General features: G+C 70.5%; 15 protein-coding genes. 8 read left to right on the forward strand and 7 right to left on the reverse strand.

Going from position 1 to position 17,504, the window contains the following annotated elements:
- Positions 1-138: 138 nt before the first annotated feature.
- Both GY24_RS08610 and GY24_RS08615 read left to right on the forward strand, forming a co-directional pair.
- Positions 139-1,032: an alpha/beta fold hydrolase gene (locus tag GY24_RS08610; RefSeq protein ID WP_104475266.1), complete on the forward strand. Its 894-nt coding sequence runs from the start codon at positions 139-141 to the stop codon at positions 1,030-1,032.
- A gap of 148 nt (positions 1,033-1,180) precedes the next feature.
- Complete coding sequence (locus GY24_RS08615; protein WP_104475267.1) at positions 1,181-2,230, forward strand: lipoate--protein ligase family protein; 1,050 nt, start codon at positions 1,181-1,183, stop codon at positions 2,228-2,230.
- A gap of 36 nt (positions 2,231-2,266) precedes the next feature.
- Here the strand turns inward: GY24_RS08615 and GY24_RS08620 are convergent, their stop codons facing one another.
- Positions 2,267-2,593, reverse strand: coding sequence for a TFIIB-type zinc ribbon-containing protein (locus GY24_RS08620; RefSeq protein ID WP_083362562.1), 327 nt, complete (start codon positions 2,591-2,593; stop codon positions 2,267-2,269).
- A 203-nt stretch (positions 2,594-2,796) separates the two neighbouring features.
- Between GY24_RS08620 and GY24_RS08625 the strand changes: the two genes are divergently transcribed.
- Positions 2,797-3,978: a low temperature requirement protein A gene (locus GY24_RS08625; RefSeq protein ID WP_104475268.1), complete on the forward strand. Its 1,182-nt coding sequence runs from the start codon at positions 2,797-2,799 to the stop codon at positions 3,976-3,978.
- 33 nt (positions 3,979-4,011) lie between these two features.
- Positions 4,012-4,911 carry a DNA-methyltransferase gene (locus GY24_RS08630; protein ID WP_104475287.1) on the forward strand — a complete coding sequence of 300 codons (900 nt, stop codon included), beginning with the start codon at positions 4,012-4,014 and terminating at the stop codon, positions 4,909-4,911.
- Positions 4,912-5,091: 180 nt separating this feature from the next.
- Here the strand turns inward: GY24_RS08630 and GY24_RS08635 are convergent, their stop codons facing one another.
- From GY24_RS08635 to GY24_RS08655, 5 genes are all read right to left on the reverse strand, one after another.
- The gene (locus tag GY24_RS08635; protein WP_407662164.1) at positions 5,092-6,114 is read right to left on the reverse strand and encodes a LacI family DNA-binding transcriptional regulator; all 1,023 of its coding nucleotides are present in this window, start codon (positions 6,112-6,114) and stop codon (positions 5,092-5,094) included.
- A gap of 31 nt (positions 6,115-6,145) precedes the next feature.
- Positions 6,146-7,597, reverse strand: coding sequence for a GH1 family beta-glucosidase (locus GY24_RS08640; RefSeq protein WP_104475270.1), 1,452 nt, complete (start codon positions 7,595-7,597; stop codon positions 6,146-6,148).
- Positions 7,597-8,511 carry a carbohydrate ABC transporter permease gene (locus GY24_RS08645; protein ID WP_104475271.1) on the reverse strand — a complete coding sequence of 305 codons (915 nt, stop codon included), beginning with the start codon at positions 8,509-8,511 and terminating at the stop codon, positions 7,597-7,599. The genes GY24_RS08640 and GY24_RS08645 overlap by 1 nt, the downstream gene beginning before the upstream one ends.
- Entirely contained in the window at positions 8,508-9,554 is a 1,047-nt protein-coding gene (locus GY24_RS08650; protein WP_104475272.1) for a carbohydrate ABC transporter permease, read from the reverse strand. The genes GY24_RS08645 and GY24_RS08650 overlap by 4 nt, the downstream gene beginning before the upstream one ends.
- Before the next feature lie 103 nt (positions 9,555-9,657).
- On the reverse strand, positions 9,658-10,980 hold the full coding sequence (locus tag GY24_RS08655; protein WP_407662165.1) for an ABC transporter substrate-binding protein: 1,323 nt from the start codon (positions 10,978-10,980) through the stop codon (positions 9,658-9,660).
- 220 nt (positions 10,981-11,200) lie between these two features.
- On the opposite strand from GY24_RS08655, the gene GY24_RS08660 reads away from it, so the two are divergent.
- The 4 genes from GY24_RS08660 to GY24_RS08675 all read left to right on the forward strand — a co-directional run bounded on the left by GY24_RS08660 (position 11,201) and on the right by GY24_RS08675 (position 15,605).
- On the forward strand, positions 11,201-12,031 hold the full coding sequence (locus GY24_RS08660; RefSeq protein ID WP_233279279.1) for a M15 family metallopeptidase: 831 nt from the start codon (positions 11,201-11,203) through the stop codon (positions 12,029-12,031).
- A gap of 128 nt (positions 12,032-12,159) precedes the next feature.
- Positions 12,160-13,536 carry an MFS transporter gene (locus tag GY24_RS08665; protein WP_233279280.1) on the forward strand — a complete coding sequence of 459 codons (1,377 nt, stop codon included), beginning with the start codon at positions 12,160-12,162 and terminating at the stop codon, positions 13,534-13,536.
- A gap of 170 nt (positions 13,537-13,706) precedes the next feature.
- Complete coding sequence (locus tag GY24_RS08670) at positions 13,707-14,867, forward strand: amidase domain-containing protein (protein ID WP_104475273.1); 1,161 nt, start codon at positions 13,707-13,709, stop codon at positions 14,865-14,867.
- An 87-nt stretch (positions 14,868-14,954) separates the two neighbouring features.
- The gene (locus GY24_RS08675) at positions 14,955-15,605 is read left to right on the forward strand and encodes an amidase domain-containing protein (protein WP_104475274.1); all 651 of its coding nucleotides are present in this window, start codon (positions 14,955-14,957) and stop codon (positions 15,603-15,605) included.
- A gap of 157 nt (positions 15,606-15,762) precedes the next feature.
- Here the strand turns inward: GY24_RS08675 and pgm are convergent, their stop codons facing one another.
- Positions 15,763-17,388: a phosphoglucomutase (alpha-D-glucose-1,6-bisphosphate-dependent) gene (gene pgm / locus GY24_RS08680; RefSeq protein WP_104475275.1), complete on the reverse strand. Its 1,626-nt coding sequence runs from the start codon at positions 17,386-17,388 to the stop codon at positions 15,763-15,765.
- Positions 17,389-17,504 lie beyond the last annotated feature (116 nt).

A 17,504-nucleotide genomic window follows, 5' to 3' on the forward strand; every position in this document is an offset into this window, starting at 1 on the left:
GACGCGTAGCGTCGCGAGAGGCGGCAGCCCACTCCAAGGCAACCTCGGGAACCGCAGGCGATGCTGGTGCGGCAGCATGTGTGCGACTGGCATCCGTTCATCTATCGCCAGAGTGCCTGCGGCTGCCAGAATGGCGGCATGCCAACGCCGAGCACCGACGTCGAGATCCCGAGCCGCACCTTCACCGACGCGCATGGGGTGCGCATCCACTACTACTCCTGGCCGGTCGAGAATCCCCGCGCGGTCATCCAGCTGGCGCACGGCGTCGGCGAGCACGCGCTGCGCTACCTCGAGCTGGTCGGGGAGCTGAACAAGGCCGGCTACTCGGTCTACGCCGACGACCACCGTGGCCACGGCCGCACCGGCTTCGAGCAGCACGGCGGCGATCTCGACCGCATGGGCCGGCTCGGCCCCGGCGGGCTGAGGGCCACGATCAAGGCCGTGCACCAGTTCAGCGGAATCATCGCCGCCGAGGCGCGCGCCGACCACCCCGGCCTGCCGTTGGTGCTGCTCGGCCACTCCTGGGGATCGCTCATGGCGCAGATCATCGTGAACGAGCACGCCGACGACTACGCCGCCGTCATCCTGACCGGCACGGCCTACCGGATGGTCGGCTCGATGGAGAGCGGCGACCTGAACCGCCGTCACAAGCACCTCGGCAACACCGGCGTGGAGTGGCTGAGCCGCGACCCCGCCGTGCACTCCGCATTCATCTCCGACCCGCTCACCACGACGAAGCCGATCATCAAACTGTTCGGCCCGCTCGACGCGCTGCGCCTGCTCGGCCGCCCCGCCCGCAACCTGCCCCCGGAGCTGCCGCTGCTCGTCCAGGTCGGCAGCGACGACTCCCTCGGCGCCGAGAAGAGCGCGCTCAAGCTGGTCGAGACCTACCGCCACCGCTCCGGCCTGAGCGATGTGACCCTCATCGTCTACCCCGGCGCCCGGCACGAGGTCTTCAACGAGATCAACCGCGCCGAGGTCATGGCCGACACGATCGGCTGGCTCGACCAGCGGATGCCGGAGCGCCCCTAGCCCGCGGCGAGGCCGCCGCGTGAAACCCTGTCGCGGCCCTCGAAATGTCTCGCGGCCCTCGGTATAGCGAGGGCCGCGAGACTTATCGGGGGCCGCGAGCGCCGCGGGAGACTGCCGCTCACGGCGTCTGCAGCCGTAGGCTGAAGCCGTGCATGGTGAATACAAGGTTCCTGGCGGCAAGCTCGTCGTCGTCGACTTCGAGGTCGTGGACGGCGCGATCAGCGGGTTCCGCCTCGCCGGCGACTTCTTCCTCGAGCCGGACGAGGCGCTCGACGCCGTCAACGCCGCGATCGAGGGCATGTCGGCCAACGCCGATGCCGCCGCCTACGCCGCGGCCGTGAAGCAGGCGCTGCCCGCGGATGCCGTGCTGCTCGGCTTCTCGGCCGAGGGCGTCGCCGTGGCCATCCGCCGGGCGCTGTCGGCCGCCACCACCTGGCACGACTACGACTGGCAGATCGTGCACGACCGGGCCGTCTCCCCGGCCATGCACCTCGCCCTGGACGAGGTGCTCGCCACCGAGGTCGGCGACGGCGCGCGCGGCCCGCTGCTGCGCATCTGGGAGTGGGACGAGTCCGCCGTCGTCATCGGCAGCTTCCAGTCGCTGAAGAACGAGGTCGACCCGGAGGGCGCGGCCGCCCACGGCTACCAGGTGGTGCGGCGCATCTCCGGCGGCGGCGCGATGATGATGGAGAAGGGCGCCATCATCACCTACTCGCTCTACGTGCCGGCCTCCCTCGTCGGCGGCATGAGCTTCGCCGACTCCTACGCCTTCCTCGACGCGTGGGTGCTGCAGGCGCTGCAGTCGCTCGGCATCGATGCGACGTACCAGCCGCTCAACGACATCACCAGCCCCACGGGCAAGATCGGCGGCGCCGCGCAGAAGCGGCTCGGCAACGGCGGCGTGCTGCACCACGTCACCATGAGCTACGACATGGACGGCGACGTCATGACGCAGGTGCTGCGCATCGGCCGCGAGAAGATCAGCGACAAGGGCATCGCCAGCGCCGCCAAGCGGGTCGACCCGCTGCGCAGCCAGACCGGACTCTCCCGCGCCGAGATCATCGAGCGCATGAAGGAGACCTTCGCCGGGCTCTACGGCGCCACGCCGGGCGAGCTCACCGAGGCGGAGTACGCCGCCGCCGAGGAGCTCGTCGCGAGCAAGTTCGGCACCGAGGCCTGGCTCAACCGCGTCCCCTAGCGGGCCGGGGCCGCTGCCCCCGCCAGGCACCGGGGCTTAGTCGAAGAGCTCGCTCAGCCAGCTCTCCTTCTTGCGCTTGCGCCCGTAGGCATCCGTGCTGCTCTGGCCGCCGAAGAGGTCGCGCGGGTTGAATCCCTGCTGCTGTGCGGGGTAGCCCTGCTGCTGGGCCGGGTAGGCCTGCTGTGCCGGCGCCTGCTGCACGGGCGCCTGCTGCGCGGCCGGCTGTGCGCCGAAGGAGCGCTCGATGATCTTGTCGAGCTCGCCGCGGTCGAGCCAGACGCCGCGGCACTGCGGGCAGTAGTCGATCTCGATGCCGGAGCGCTCGCTCATCACGAGCGGGGTGCTGTCGAGGGGGCAGTTCACAGAGAGTCTCCTCAGGGTTGCGCACGAAGCGTGCGGGCGGGGTAGGGCGCCGCCAGAGTAGCAAGCCGCCGCCGGAGAAAACTGTGCAGGTGCCCGGCTGCGCACCGGCGGGCGGATGCCGCGGCATCCGCCCGGCGAGAGGGCCCCACCCATCGCGGGCAACCCCGATTCGGAGTACTGTCGCGTTCGCGAAGGAGGTGCCCGTGAGTGCTGAGCCGACGCCGGCGCGGGTCTGGGCGTCTGACCGCGACCCGTCCCGCGCGCACTGGATGGAGCTGTTCTTCGACCTGATCTTCGTGGCGCTCGTCGGCCAGCTGGCGCACGGCCTGCACGAGCATCCGAGCATCGCGGGCCTGCTCACCTTCCTCGCGCTGTTCGCCTCGGTGTGGTGGTCGTGGGTGAACCTGACCTTCGCCGTCAACGTGATGCCGTGGCTCACTCGGCGCCAGCTGGCCGGCGTGATGCTCGCCGCGATGTTCGCGATCGGGGCGATCGCCGTCGCCGCCCCCGAGGCGACGGGGGAGCGGGCCTGGTTGTTCGCGGCCGGCAACGCGGCGCTCCGGCTGATCCTGCTCGGCCTGTGGAGCTGGCAGTCCTGGGGCAGCGGCACGGCATCCCGGCTGCGGCTGCTCGCCTACAACGGCCTGACCGCGCTGCTCTGGTTTGTCTCGATCTGGCTGCCCGCCCCGTGGAACTTCGTGCTCTGGGCGGCCGCGATCCTGCTCGAGGTCGTGCTCCTCATCGCGACGGGGGCGCGCTGGTCGGACCGGGTGCTCGAGCGCCTGAACGTCGAGCACCTCGCCGAGCGTTTCGGCCTGCTCGTCGTCATCGTCTTCGGCGAGTCGGTGCTCTCGATCGTCGGCGTGCTGAGCGCGACGTGGACGCTGGAGTCCGGCCTCACCGCGGCGGCGGCGCTCGCCGCGATCGCGCTCCTGGCCTGGTCGTTCTTCCTCTACGGAACCGACGCGATGCGCGACGGGCTCGAGGCCCTGCACGCCGCCGGCGACTACCGGGCGATCCGCGACACCGCCGCGTTCCTGCCGTTCCTCATCGTCGCCGGGGTCACCGCGATCTCCGGGGCGATCAGCGCCGCGATCCTGCACCCGGCAGACCCGCTACCGCTCGCCTCCGCCGTGTCGCTGTGGGGAGGCATCGCCGTGTTCTACCTCTGCAACGCCGTGGTGTCGCTGCGCTTCGGCCGCCCCGTGCGCGGGGTGCTGCGCTGGGCGGTGCCGGCGCTGGCCCTCACCGCGCTGCTCGGCGTCGCCGCGACTCTGCTGCCCGCGGCATCCGTCGTCTACTGCACCGTCGCGGTGCTGGCCTACATCGTGGCCTCGACCGAGCTCGGCGAGCGGCGCCGGGGCAGGGCCCTGCCGGTTGCCTAGACTGGGCGGGTGCCCGAATCTGCTGCGTCCGAAATCCCTGCCGATGCGGCGGGGCCCGAGGTCGAACCGCAGCCCGCGCCCACCGGCCGCGTCATCCACGCCGACAACCTCACCGTGTTGCCGGGTTTCGCCGACGGCTCCTTCACCCTGATCTACCTCGACCCGCCGTTCAACACGGGCCGCTCGCAGACCCGGCAGACCATGACCAGCGTGCGCAGCGAGCCCGACCCCGACGGCGCGCACGCGGCCGGAACCGTCAGTGGGTTCAAGGGGCAGCTGTACGAGCGCATCCGCGGCGACCTGATGCGCTACGACGACCGCTTCGAGGACTACTGGCTGTTCCTGGAGCCGCGCCTCATCGAGGCCTGGCGCCTGCTGGCGGATGACGGCACGCTCTACCTGCACCTGGACTACCGCGAGGCGCACTACGCCAAGGTGCTGCTGGACGCGCTGTTCGGCCGGGAGAGCTTCCTCAACGAGATCATCTGGGCCTACGACTACGGCGCCAAGTCGAAGAGTCGCTGGCCGACCAAGCACGACACGATCCTCGTCTACGTGAAGAACCCGGCCGCCTACTACTTCGACTCCACGAGCGTCGACCGGGAGCCGTACATGGCGCCGGGCCTCGTCACGCCCGAGAAGGCGGAGCGCGGCAAGCTGCCCACCGACGTCTGGTGGCACACCATCGTCTCGCCGACCGGGCGGGAGAAGACCGGCTACCCGACGCAGAAGCCGGCCGGCATCCTGCGCCGCATCATCCAGGCGTCCTCCCGCGAGGGCGACACCGTGCTGGACTTCTTCGCCGGCAGCGGCACCACCGGGGCGGTCGCCGCCGCGCTCGGGCGCAACTTCGTACTGGTCGACCAGAACCAGGCGGCCATCGACACCATGCGGGTGCGGTTCGCCGCGAACGAGGCCGTCACCTTCGAGTAGAGCGGGCTGCTGCTGCTGCTGCTGCTGCTGCTGCCGCTGCCGCTGCCGCTGCCGCTGCCGCCGCACACCCAGTCAGCGGAGACGGCACCCCAGTGGGCCCCGAAACGGACGAGACTCCGGCGTGTCGCGCGCCGTCTCCGCCGACCGGCTAGGCAGACGACCGGCCAGGCCGCCGACCGGCTAGGCCGAGGCGCGCCGCACGAGCGTGGTCGGCAGCACCAGGTGATCCTGGTGCGGGCGGCCCTCGATGATCTGCACGAGCAGCTCGGCCATCGCCTGGCCCATGCCGACGGCCGGCTGGCTCACGGTGGTGAGCGCCGGGGACGCCGTCTCGGCGAAGGAGTTGTCGTCGAAGCCGATCACCGCCACATCGCCCGGCACCTGACGCCCAGACTCGGCCAGCGCCTGGTACGCGCCGACGGCCATCTGGTCGTTCGCCGCGAACACGGCGTCGATGCCCGGCTCCCGCTCGAGCAGCCCGCGCATCGCCTCGGCACCCGACGCCACCGTGAAGTCGCCCTGCGCGACGAGGGAGTCGTCGAGGCCGTTCGCCCGCATCACCCCGCGCCAGCCGTCCAGGCGGTCGAAGCCGGGCGGCATGTCCTGCGGGCCGGCGATCGTCGCGATGCGGCGGCGGCCGGTGCCGATGAGGTGCTCCGTGGCAGCCGCGGCGCCGCCCCGGTTGTCGACGTCGACGAAGTACGGCTCGTTGTCCTCCGGCACCAGCGGCCGCCCGCCGTAGACAACGGGGAGGGTGCCGTTCAACTGCGCGTAGGAGTGGTCGCCGGTGTGGTGCGAGACAACGAGCGCGCCGTCCACATTGCCGCCGAGCAGGTAGCGCCGGGTCTTGCCCGAGTTCGCCTCCGACTCGATGAGCATGTTGAGCATGTACTCGGTGTCGGCCAGGTGCAGGGCGACGCCCTGCACCAGCTGCGCGAAGAAGGGGTCGGCGAAGATCTTCGCCGACGACTCGGGCACGATCAGCGCGATCACCTGGGTGCGCCGGCTGGCCAGCATCCGGGCCGCCCGGTTGGGCACATAGTTGAGTTCGGCGATGGCCCGGTTGACCGACTCGACGATCTCGGGGGTCACGGTGGGGGAACCGTTCACGACCCGCGAGACGGTGGCGCGCGAGACGCCCGCCTGTGCGGCCACCATTTCCAGCGTGGGAACGGGGGTATTACTGGTGCCTGGGCTGTTCACGCGATTCCCCGTCTGTGCTGAGGAATCCACCCTACTGCGACTCGGCCGCGGCATGCTGGGCGGATTTCGCGCCCGCCCCGCTCCGGGCTTTCTCGCGCGCGATGCGCTCGGCGTAGGCGTGCCCGCTGTTCTTGATCGTGCGCAGCTGGGTGTCGTAGTCCACCCGCACGATGCCGAAGCGCTTATCGTAGCCCCACGACCACTCGAAGTTGTCGAGCAGCGACCAGACGAAGTAGCCGCGCACATCTGCGCCCTGCTCGATCGCGGCGCCGATGGCGTCGATGTGGTCGGCGATGAAGCGGGTGCGCTGCACGTCGTTGACGCTGCCGTCCGCCTCGACGACGTCCTCGTAGGCCGCGCCGTTCTCGGTGACGTAGAGCGGCGGCAACTGCGGGTGCTCGGCGCCCAGGCGCACGAGCAGCTTCGTCAGCCCGGCGGGGTTCACCTCCCAGTCCATGGCGGTGCGCGGCAGCCCGCGGCTGGGGAAGGTGATGTACTCCGAGCCGATCCACGGCGAGCTGATCTGCCGGTCGGTCGCGCCCGAGTGCCCGTCCGTCCCGGTGTCGTCCGGGTGGCCGCTCACCTGGTCGTCGTGGTAGTGGTTCACGCCGAGGAAGTCGATCGGGGTGCCGATGATCTCGAGGTCGCCGTCCTGAATGACGTCCCGGATGCCGAACTGCTCGAGGTCGGTGTAGGCATCCTCCGGGTAGGCGCCGGTCACGATCGGCTCCAGGAAGACGCGGTTCTGCAGCAGGTCGAAACGCCGCGCCGCCTCGAGGTCGACGGGGTCGGCGGCATCCAGCGGGATCGCGTTGGAGAGGTTGAGCGTGATGCCGATCTGCAGCGGCTCGTCCGACAGGGCGCGCAGGCGGTTCACGGCGAGGCCGTGCGCGAGGTGCTGGTGGTGGATCGCGGCCACCGTGGCGCGCGGGTCGCGCCGCCCGGGGGCGTGCACCCCGGCCCCGTAGCCGAGGATCGCCGAGCAGAACGGCTCGTTGAAGGTGGTCCAGTTGCTCACCCGGTCGCCGAGCGCGCCGTGGACGGCCTCGGCGTAGTCGGCGAAGCGGTGGGCGGTGTCGCGGTTGGCCCAGCCGCCCTTCTCCTCGAGGGCCTGCGGCAGATCCCAGTGGTAGAGGGTGAGCCAGGGCAGGATGCCGGCATCCTGCAGCTCGTCGACGAGACGCGAGTAGAAGTCGAGCCCCTTCTGGTTCACCGTGTGTCCGTCGGGCACCACGCGGGCCCAGCTGGTGGAGAAGCGGTAGGAGTCCAGGCCGATCTGCTTCATGATCGCCACGTCGCCGGGGTAGCGGTGGTAGTGGTCGACGGCCACCTCGGGGGTGTCGCCGTTGGCGACGGCGCCGGGCACGCGCGCGAAGGCGTCCCAGATGGAGTCGAGCTTGCCGTCTTCGTGGCCTGCGCCCTCGATCTGGGCGGCGGCGGTGGCCGAGCCCCAGATGAACGTCGGGGGGAAATGGGTAGTCATCAGCCCTTCACGGCTCCTTGCATGATTCCTGAGATGAGTTGCTTGCCCGCCACGATGAACAGCACAAGCAATGGAATGGTGGCCATGACCGCGCCGGTGAGCACGATCGAGTAATCGATGTAGTAGCCAGACTGCAACTGACCGAGGGCTGTCTGCAAGGTCGGGTTTCCCGGGTTCAGCACGATGAGCGGCCAGAGGTAGTCCGTCCAGGCCGTCATGAACGTGAACAGGGCGAGGATGGCCATCGCCGGCCGGGCAGCGGGCACCGCCACCGTGAGGAAGGTGCGGAACTGTCCGGCGCCGTCCACCCGGGCGGCCTCGATCAGCTCGTCCGGGATGACGTCGACCAGGTACTGGCGCATGAAGAACACGCCGAACGCCGTCACCAGGGTCGGCACGATCACGGCGCCGAGCTCGCCCGTCCAGCCGAGCTGGCGCATCACCATGAACAACGGGATGATGCCGAGCTGGGTCGGGATGGCCATGGTGGCGATCACGAAGATCATCAGGCCGTCGCGGCCGCGGAAGCGGAGCTTGGCGAAGGCGTAGCCGGCCAGCGTGGAGAACACCACGACGGAGACGGTGATGACGAGCGAGATGATGATGCTGTTGCCGAGCGCCTTCCAGAACGGGATGGCGTCGAGCACGGTGGCGGCGTTGGCGAGGAAGTTGCCGCCCGGGATGAGCGGGAGCGTCTCGCCGCGGGTGGCGTTCGTGCCGCTGGCGACCACGAACGACCACCACAGCGGGTACGCGGTGCCGAGCATGAAGGCGGTGAGCAGGCCGTAGACGAGGAAGCCGGGGCGGTCGCCGGCGCCACGGCGCAGCCGCAGGCGCTTGCGGGCGGGTGCCTGCGGCTGCGCAGCGGGCTCGCCTGACGCGGCCGGGGCGGCCTCGGTGAGTGTGCTGGTCATGACCGACCTCCTCGGTAGTTCTTGAGCGCGCGGGCCGTGCGCTTGTCGTTGCTGCGCTGCTCGGCGCTGGCGATCCGCTGCGAGAGGAAGAAGTTCAGCAGGCCGATCAGCACGATGAGGATGAAGAGCAGGAAGGCGATGGCCGAGGCCTTGCCGAGGTTCTGGCGGAAGAACGCCATCTCCCAGAGGTAGAGCACCGTGGTCTGGAACTGCCGGTCGGCGCCGCCGATGCCGCCCGCGCTGGAGACGTCGAACAGCTTCGGCTCGGTGAAGATCTGCAGGCCGCCGATGGTCGCCGTGATGACGACGAAGACGAGGGTGGGGCGGATGCTGGGGATGGTGAGGGAGAAGAAGCGGCGGATCGGGCCGGCGCCGTCGATGGCGGCCGACTCGTAGATGTCGCGCGGCACCGCCTGCATCGCGGCGAGCAGGATGAGCGCGTTGTAGCCGGTCCAGCGCCAGTTCACCATGCTGGCGATGGCGATGTGGCTGGCGAAGACGTCGTGCTTCCAGGCGACCGGGTCGAGGCCGAAGACGCCGAGGATGTTGTTGACGAGCCCGGACTGCTCGTTGAACACGCTGGAGAAGATCAGCGTCACCGCCACCGGTGTGACGACGTACGGCAGCAGCACGCTCATCCGCCAGAAGGTCTTCGCACGGAGGTTCTGGTCGAGCACGGCGGCGAGGGCGAGGGCGACGAAGATCTGCGGGATCGCCGAGAGCAGGAAGATGCTCACCGTGTTGAAGATGGAGTTCCAGAAGAAGCGGTCGCCGAGGATCGTGACGAAGTTCTGGATGCCGACGAAGTCGCCCTGGCCCTTCAGCAGGTCCCAGTCGTGCATCGATACCACTGCGGTGTACAGCAGGGGGAAGAGGCCGACGATGCCGAACAACACGAAGAAGGGCGAGATGTAGAGGTACGGCGAGGCCTTGCTGTCGAGGGCGCTCATCCGCCGGCGCCAGGGCGCGGCCTTGCGCGGCGCCGGCCCGTCGGCCGGGGCCTGGGCGCTCCCGGCCGGTGGCCGGTTGAGGGTGGAGGTCATCGTGTGTCCGATTTCGAAGAGGTGAAGCGGTGGTGGTGCGGGTTGACAGGGTGGGGTCCCCGACACGGTGTTGCTCGGGGACCCCGGAGTTGTGCTGCCGCTCTTAGTCGATGAGCTCGTTCAACAGCGTCACGGCCTCTGCCCAGCCGGTCTCGGCGTTGGCTGCGCCGCTGTCCAGCTTCTGGGTGACCGGTCCGAAGACGTTCTCCTGGATGATCGAGTCATCCGGGCCCTTGAACTGGGCGACGACACCCTGGGCGCGTGCGGCCAGGATCGTGCCGACGGGTGCGTCGTTGAAGAACTCGTTCGGCGTCGGGTTGCTGGCGAGCTCGTCCTGGGCTGCAGCGACGCTCGGGAAGGCGCCGGCCGCCGCGAACTGTCCGAGCTGCTGCTTGGCCTCGGTCAGCCAGGAGGCGAGCTTGGCCGCCTCTGTCTTGTGCTCGCTGGTCTCGGGAACGGCGAGGAACGCGCCACCCCAGTTGGCTGCGCCGCCGGGGAACACGTCGGCGAAGTCCCAGCCGGTCGTGGCGTCGCCGCCGCCGGCCTCGGTCTGGCCCTGCACGACACCGAGCATCCAGCCGGGGCAGACGAAGGTGGCGAAGGTGCCGTCAACGAACGACTTGCCGCCGTTCCAGTCCCACTGGGCCTGGGCGGCGGAGAGGCCGTCCGCGGCAGCGCCGGCGAGGAGCGCCCAGCGCTCCTGCAGCTCGGTGTTGCCCTCGACGTTCAGTTCGCCGTCGGCGGTGTAGTAGCCCTCGTCGAGCTGGTTGACCATCGAGTTCCAGACGAACCCGGACTGGTCGTACCAGGCCTTGCCCGTTGCGGCCTTGTAGGCGTTGCCGGTGGCGAAGAAGTCTTCCCAGCTGGCGTCGTCGCCGCCGAGCAGCTCGGCAACGGCCTCGCGGTCGCTCGGCAGGCCGGCCGCCTCGAACAGCGCGCCGTTGTAGCAGAGGCCCTGCGGGCCGATGTCGGTGCCGTAGCCGATGATGCGGCCGCTGGGGTCGGTGGCTTGGGCGAGCTTCCAGTCGACCCAGTCCGCCTTGCGGTCGTTGATGCCGTAGTCGGCCAGGTCGACGAACTGGTCGGAGACCTCCATGATCGAGCCGAGCCAGCCCTCCTCCAGCGCGACGATGTCGGAGAGGCCGGAGCCCGCCGCGATCTTCGTGAAGGTGTCGGTGCGGGCGTTGCCGCCGGTGTCGATGTTGGTCGCAGTGATCGTGACGTTCTCGTTCTCCGCCTCGTACTGCTTGTACAGCTCGTCGTACCCGAAGGTGCCGAACGTGGTGATGGTCAGTTCGACCGGGCTGTCGGATGATTCCGGCGAGGTTCCTCCGCCGGAGGCGCATCCTGTGGCCAGTAGTGCGAATGCTGCTGCGCCGGCGACGGTGGCAACAGCAGTTGTGCGTCGTGAGAGCTTCACGGTCACTCCTTTGTGCGTGGTGTGTGGGTGGGTGTTTTGTTGTGGTTGTTGCTAGAGAGCGCTCTCACTGCAAGGCAAGAGAGCGCTCTCACGACTGCTCAGCCGATGCTAGGGAAGGCAAGTGGACTTTGTCAAGAGAGCGCTCTCTTGAATTTTTCAGGGCGCCGGAGTCCGGCCGCGCCGGGGCCGCGCGGAATGCCCAGCCATGCCGAGTACGCTCGGGGGTGTGTCTGAACTGCAACGCCCCCGTCGCCGGCTCTCCCGCCAGGTGCGGCTGCGGCGTACGATCGCCGCGGCCGTTCTCGCCGGTGTGATCGCCGGGGCCATCGCCATCGGCGCGGCGGCCGGCGCAGACCGTGACGCGCAGGCCTCGAACGAACCGAGCGGAACGCCGACCGCGACGCCGGACCCGACGCCGAGCGAGCCGGCGCGCCCGTCGCCCGACGTCACCGCGCCCCCGGTGCTCGTTCCGAGCTTCGACAAGTCCGCGCGCTCGATCGACGACCCCAACAGCATCTGGCTCGTGGTCAACAAGCTGCGCCCGCTCAACCCCGCCGACTACGCGCCCGCCGACCTCGTGACCGTGCCGGTTGCGCACACGTGGGACCCGCTCATGCGCCAGGAGGCCTCGGACGCCATCGTCACGATGTTCGCCGCCGCGACATCCGAGGCGGGGCTCTCGTTGGCCTCGAACAGCGCCTACCGCAGCTACACCACGCAGGTCGAGCTCTATGCCGGCGACGACAACCTCACTGCGCGCCCCGGCTACAGCGAGCACCAGACCGGGCTCACCATGGACATCGGGGCCACCTCGGGCGTGTGCTCGCTGGCCACCTGCTTCACCGACACGGCCGAGGGCGTCTGGCTCCGCGACAACGCCTGGCGCTTCGGCTATTTGCTGCGCTACCCGGCCGACAAGACCGCGGTGACCGGCTACGACTTCGAGCCGTGGCACTTCCGCTACATCGGCGTGGAGCTCTCCACCGAGATGCACAACACCGGCTTCACCACGCTCGAGGAGTTCTTCGGCCTGCCCGCCGCCCCCGCCTACCCGTAGACCGGCGCCCCGGCGCCCCGCGGCGCGACTCGTTCCCGCGGCGTGTCGCCCGGCTCCTCCACAACGCGGCGGCAATGCAGCAGACTGAGGGGCGCGGATGCCGCCGGCCCCGCTGACGAGGGGATTCCGTGAGCGCGAACACCGGGCGGTCCGAGCAGCGGCCAGGCCAGAACTCCGGTTCCCGGGCGGCCGCAACGGCGCCCGGTCTCTCCGGCGGCCCGCACCGCCCGGCCCGGTTGAGCCGCACGCACGGCTGGGTGCCGCTCACGATCCTGATCGTCAACCAGCTGCTCGCCGGCGTCGGCGTCGCCTCGGGGATCGCCGTCGGCGGGGTGCTGGCCCGCGAGCTCACTGGCGCCGTCACCCTTGCCGGGCTGGCGCAGACCGCCAGCGTGCTGGGGGCCGGCCTCGTCGCGATCCCGATGGCGCGCCTGGCCACCCGCGTCGGGCGGCACTGGGCCCTCGCCAGCGGCTACGCCCTCGCCGTCCTCGGCGCCGTGTTCGTGCTGGCCGCGGCGGCATCCGGCATCCTGCCGCTGCTCTTCCTCGGCCTCGGGGCGTTCGGGGCCGCCAGTGCCGCCGGCCTGCAGGCGCGCTTCGCCGCGACCGAGGTCGCCGCGCCCGGTTACGAGGCGCGCTCCATGTCGCTGGTGCTCTGGGCGACCACGATCGGCTCGGTCGCCGGCCCGAACCTCTCCACGATCGGCGCCCAGGTCGGCACCGCGCTCGGGGTGGAGCCGCTGGCCGGCCCCTTCCTCTTCTCGGCCGTGGCCTTCGCCGCTGCCTCCCTGCTCGCCGCCCTGCTGCTGCGCACCCCGCCGGCCGGGGCGCTGGCAGCGGATGCCGCCGAGCAAGGCCCCGCGGCATCCGCCGGCGATGCAGGCAACCCGCAGCAGTCGGCGCAGCCCGCACGGCCGGCCGTGCGCACGCTGGCCGCCCTCCGCATCGCCATGCGCCAGCCGCGCGCCGCCGTCGGCGTGCTCTCGATCGTCTGCTCGCACACCGTCATGGTGGGCGTCATGGTGATGACCCCGGTCAGCATGCACGAGCACGGCCTCTCGCTCGGCCTGCAATCGCTCGTGATCAGCATCCACATCTTCGGCATGTACGGGGCCAGCCCGCTGATGGGCTGGATGGCGGACCGCTGGGGCTCCGAACGAGTCATCGCCCTGGCCGTCGCCCTGTTCACGGTGGCCGCGCTCATCGGCATCACCGTGCCCTCCGACAACATGATCGCCGTGCCGATCGCGCTCGGCCTGCTCGGGCTCGGCTGGTCGGCCGGCATGATCGGCGGCTCGGCGCAGCTCACCCAGGCCGTCGACCGCGAGGTGCGCGTGCCGCTGCAGGGCGCGACGGATGCCGCCATGAACCTGGCCGCTGCGAGCTCGGCGGCGCTCTCCGGCGTGATCCTGGCCTGGGGCGGGTTCCCCGCCTTGAACGCCCTCGCCCTGCTCGTCCTGGTGCCGCTGGTGCTGTTCGCGCTGCGCGCCCGACGCGTCGGCTGAGGCTCATTCCGGGGGACAAAACCGATCGATACACCCCCCCTTTCGGGGGTGAGAAACCCTCATTTCTCACCTTCTGTGCAGCATCTGCACAGATCTCTGACATCTGGGCTTGTTCTGGTTGATGGTCCCCATTGGCTGATCAGAACGGATTTATGCGTCACCGTATCCCCATGCTCCTCACTCTTCCCGGCCACCGCCGGAACCTCGCCGGCGGCGCTGCCGGCCTCGCGGCCGTCGCGTGCGGCCTCCTCGTCGTCGGCCTCGGAACGGCCCCCACCGGCGCCCAGACCGCGAGTGCGGCGGATGCCTTTGCGAAGCCCGACACGACCCGGCGCGCGGCCCCGGCCAACACCGTGACGCCCATCCAGGAGCCCGTCAAGGTGCCCGTCGCGCTCGCCACGCCGGCCGTGGCATCCGGACCCGTCACCGGTGGCACCGTCGTCACCGTCGCCGGCGAGGAGCTGAACCAGGTCAGCGCAGTGCAGGTCGGCGGCGTGCCCGCCGTCGTCGTCGAAGCCACCCCGACCGCGCTCAGCTACCAGGTGCCCGTGGCCGCCGAGCTCGCCACCGGCACCGTCTCCGTCGAGCTCTTCGACGGCGCCGGCGCGGCCGTGCCCACCGCCGACCCCGTCGCCCTCGAGGCCGAGGCCGCAGCGCAGGCCGCCGAGAAGGACGCCGCGAAGAAGGCCGCCGCCGCGCAGGCCGCCGACCCCACCGTGCCCGTTGCCGCCCCCGCCGCCTTCGGCCGCCCCGCCGCCGAGTACGGCAGCGCCGAGCTGCGCTCCCTCGTGCTGAAGCCGGGCGTCGTCCTGCCCGCGCTCCCCGCCGCAGCGGCCGCCGCCCCCGCGCTGCTGAGCTTCGAGTACCTGCCCGACCCCCGCGTCACCGCGCAGACCGACTACGTGCTGCAGTACTGGGCCAACTACAACCCCGCGTACATCGCCATCAACGGCAACGACTGCGTGAACTTCACCAGCCAGGGCCTCCTCGCCCGCGGCTGGGAGATGGACGGCGAGTGGAACTACGGCGCAGCCGGCGGCTCCGCCACCTGGGTCAGCTCCACGGCGTTCCACAACTACATGGCCGCGCACCCCGAGCGCGGAATCGCGCTGGGCGATGACCAGCGGGCATCCGTCAAGGTCGGCGACATCGCGCAGTTCGACTGGGACAACTCCGGCGACCGGGACCACACCTCCACCGTCACCCGGGTCGACAAGACCGCGGACGGCGTCACCATCTACGTGGCCGGGCACAGCAAGGACTCCGACTACTGGAACGTCGACCAGGCCATCGCCGGCGGCGGCTCCGTCTCGTACTGGAGCCTGAGCTAGGGACGCCGCCCGCGGAATCCGGTGTGCGCCGGGTGCCTTCCAAGAATCATGTGCTGAACTAGAGCGCTCGACCTGAAGGAAGCTCACATGCCCCGTCCCCGCTGGTTCCTCCCCACCGCCCTGCTCGCGCTGCTCACCGGCACGATCGTCGCCGGGGTCGCGATCCTGCCCGGCCTCGGGGAGGCGGCCTCGGATGCCGGCTCCGCCAGGCTGCACTCGGCCGAGCCGTCGCAGGAGCGTGCCGACGGGGTCGACGCCGCGCCCGAGGTGCAGGCGCAGCTGGACTACGTGCACGCGCACTGGGACAGCTACAACACCGCCGAGTACGGCGTGCTCGACGACAACGACTGCGTGAACTTCACCAGCCAGTCGCTCGTCGAGCGCGGGTGGGAGATGGACGAGGAGTGGTGGACGGAGGGCACCGGGATGGACTTCGACTACACCCCGGCCTGGGTGAGCTCCACGGCATTCATGAACTACCTCGACGAATCCGGCCGGGCCACGGCGCTCAGCGACGAGCAGCGCTCAGAGGTCAAGCTCGGCGACGTCGCCCAGTTCGACTGGGACAACTCGGGCGACCGCGACCACACGGCCGTCGTGACCGCCATCGAGGGCTCCGGCGACGACATCCAGATCTTCTACGGCGGGCACACGGATGACACCGACTTCCGCTCCGTCGACGAGGCGATCACCGAGATCCACCCCGGCGCCAGCGTCTACTACTGGAGCATTCCCTAGCGCGAACGCCCGCTCCGGCGCCGGCCCGCCCCGGCATCCGCCTGCCCGCAGCCAGTCAGCGGATACGGCGCCAGCAGCCACCCGAAAAATCGTTTCAACACGTGATTTCGGGGCGCCCATCCGCTGACCGGCTACACGCGCACGTGACGCGCGGCCGCTATCCGAGCGCGGCGTCGACGATGAGCCGGGCCTCCGCCTGCACCTGGCGCAGGTGGTCCTCGCCGAGGAACGACTCCGCGTAGATCTTGTAGACGTCCTCGGTGCCGCTGGGCCGGGCCGCGAACCAGGCGTTCTCGCTGACCACCTTCACGCCGCCGATCGCCGCATCGTTGCCGGGCGCTCGCGAGAGCGTCGCCGTGATCGGCTCGCCCGCCAGCGTCGTGGCCGTGATGGCGTCGCCGTCGAGCCGGCCGAGCGCCAGCTTCTGGGCGGGGGTCGCCGCGGCATCCACCCGCTCGTAGACGGGGTCGCCGTGCTTGGCGACGAGGCCGGCGTAGAGCTCCGACGGCGACTTGCCGGTGACCGCGCGAATCTCGGCGGCGAGCAGGCAGAGCAGGATGCCGTCCTTGTCGGTGGTCCAGACGGTGCCGTCGAAGCGCAGGAACGAGGCGCCGGCGCTCTCCTCGCCACCGAAGCCGACCGAGCCGTCGACGAGGCCGGGCACGAACCACTTGAAGCCGACCGGCACCTCCCAGAGCCGGCGGCCGAGCGCCGCGGCCACCCGGTCGATCATGCTGGAGGAGACGAGGGTCTTGCCGATCGCGGCGTCCGCCCGCCAGCCGCTGCGGTGCGTGTACAGGTAGTCGATCGCGACCGCGAGGAAGTGGTTCGGGTTCATCAGCCCGCCGTCGGGCGTGACGATGCCGTGCCGGTCGGCGTCGGCGTCGTTGCCGGTAAGGATGTCGTAGTCGTGCTGGTGGGCGAGCACGGAGGCCATCGCCGAGGGGCTGGACGGGTCCATCCGGATCTTGCCGTCCCAGTCCAGCGTCATGAAGCCCCACTGCGGGTCGACGGCCGGGTTCACGACGGTCAGGTTCAGCCCGTAGTGGTCGCGGATCGCGCCCCAGTAGCCGACGGACGCGCCGCCGAGTGGGTCGGCGCCGATGTGGATGCCGCTGCGCTTGATCGCCGCCATGTCGATGATGTTCTCGAGGTCCTCGACGTAGCGGCTGCGGAAGTCGTACTGCTCCACGGCGCTCGGCTCGGCCCGCAGCACCTCACGCAGCCCGCCGGCGATCAGCTCGTTGGCGCGCTTGGCGATCCAGCCGGTCGCGTCGGAGTCTGCCGGCCCGCCGTGCGGCGGGTTGTACTTGAAGCCGCCGTCGCTCGGCGGGTTGTGGCTCGGCGTCACGACGATGCCGTCGGCCTCGCCCTCGGCCCGCGTGGCCGGGTTGTTGTTCCAGCGCAGGATGGCGTGGGAGAGGGCCGGCGTCGGCACGTAGTCGTCGAATTCGTCCACCAGCACGCGCACCTTGTTGCCGACCAGCACCTCGAGTGCCGTGGTCATGGCCGGGGCGCTCAGCGCGTGGGTGTCCGCGCCGATGAACAGCGGGCCGGTCACACCCTGTGCGGTGCGGTACTCGACGATCGCCTGCGTGGTGGCGGCGATGTGGTCGTCATTGAAGGAGGTCTTCAGCGAGCTGCCGCGGTGGCCGCTCGTGCCGAAGGCCACCCGCTGCGCGGCGTCGGCGGCATCCGGCTTCAACTCGTAGTAGGCGCGCACCAGGGCGTGTACGTCGATGAGGTCGGATGCCTGGGCCGGGGTTCCTGCGCGATCAGTCATGGCTCCAGTCTGGCACCGAGCGGCGCTGCCGGCCACGCCCGATCCCGCCCGCAGCAGTCGCCTCGGGAGTGACGCGGGCCGCGCCCCCTGCCGCCCACCGCATTAGGCTGTGAGCC

This window comes from Microterricola pindariensis (genome assembly GCF_002936985.1).
GTDB lineage: Bacteria > Actinomycetota > Actinomycetes > Actinomycetales > Microbacteriaceae > Microterricola > Microterricola pindariensis.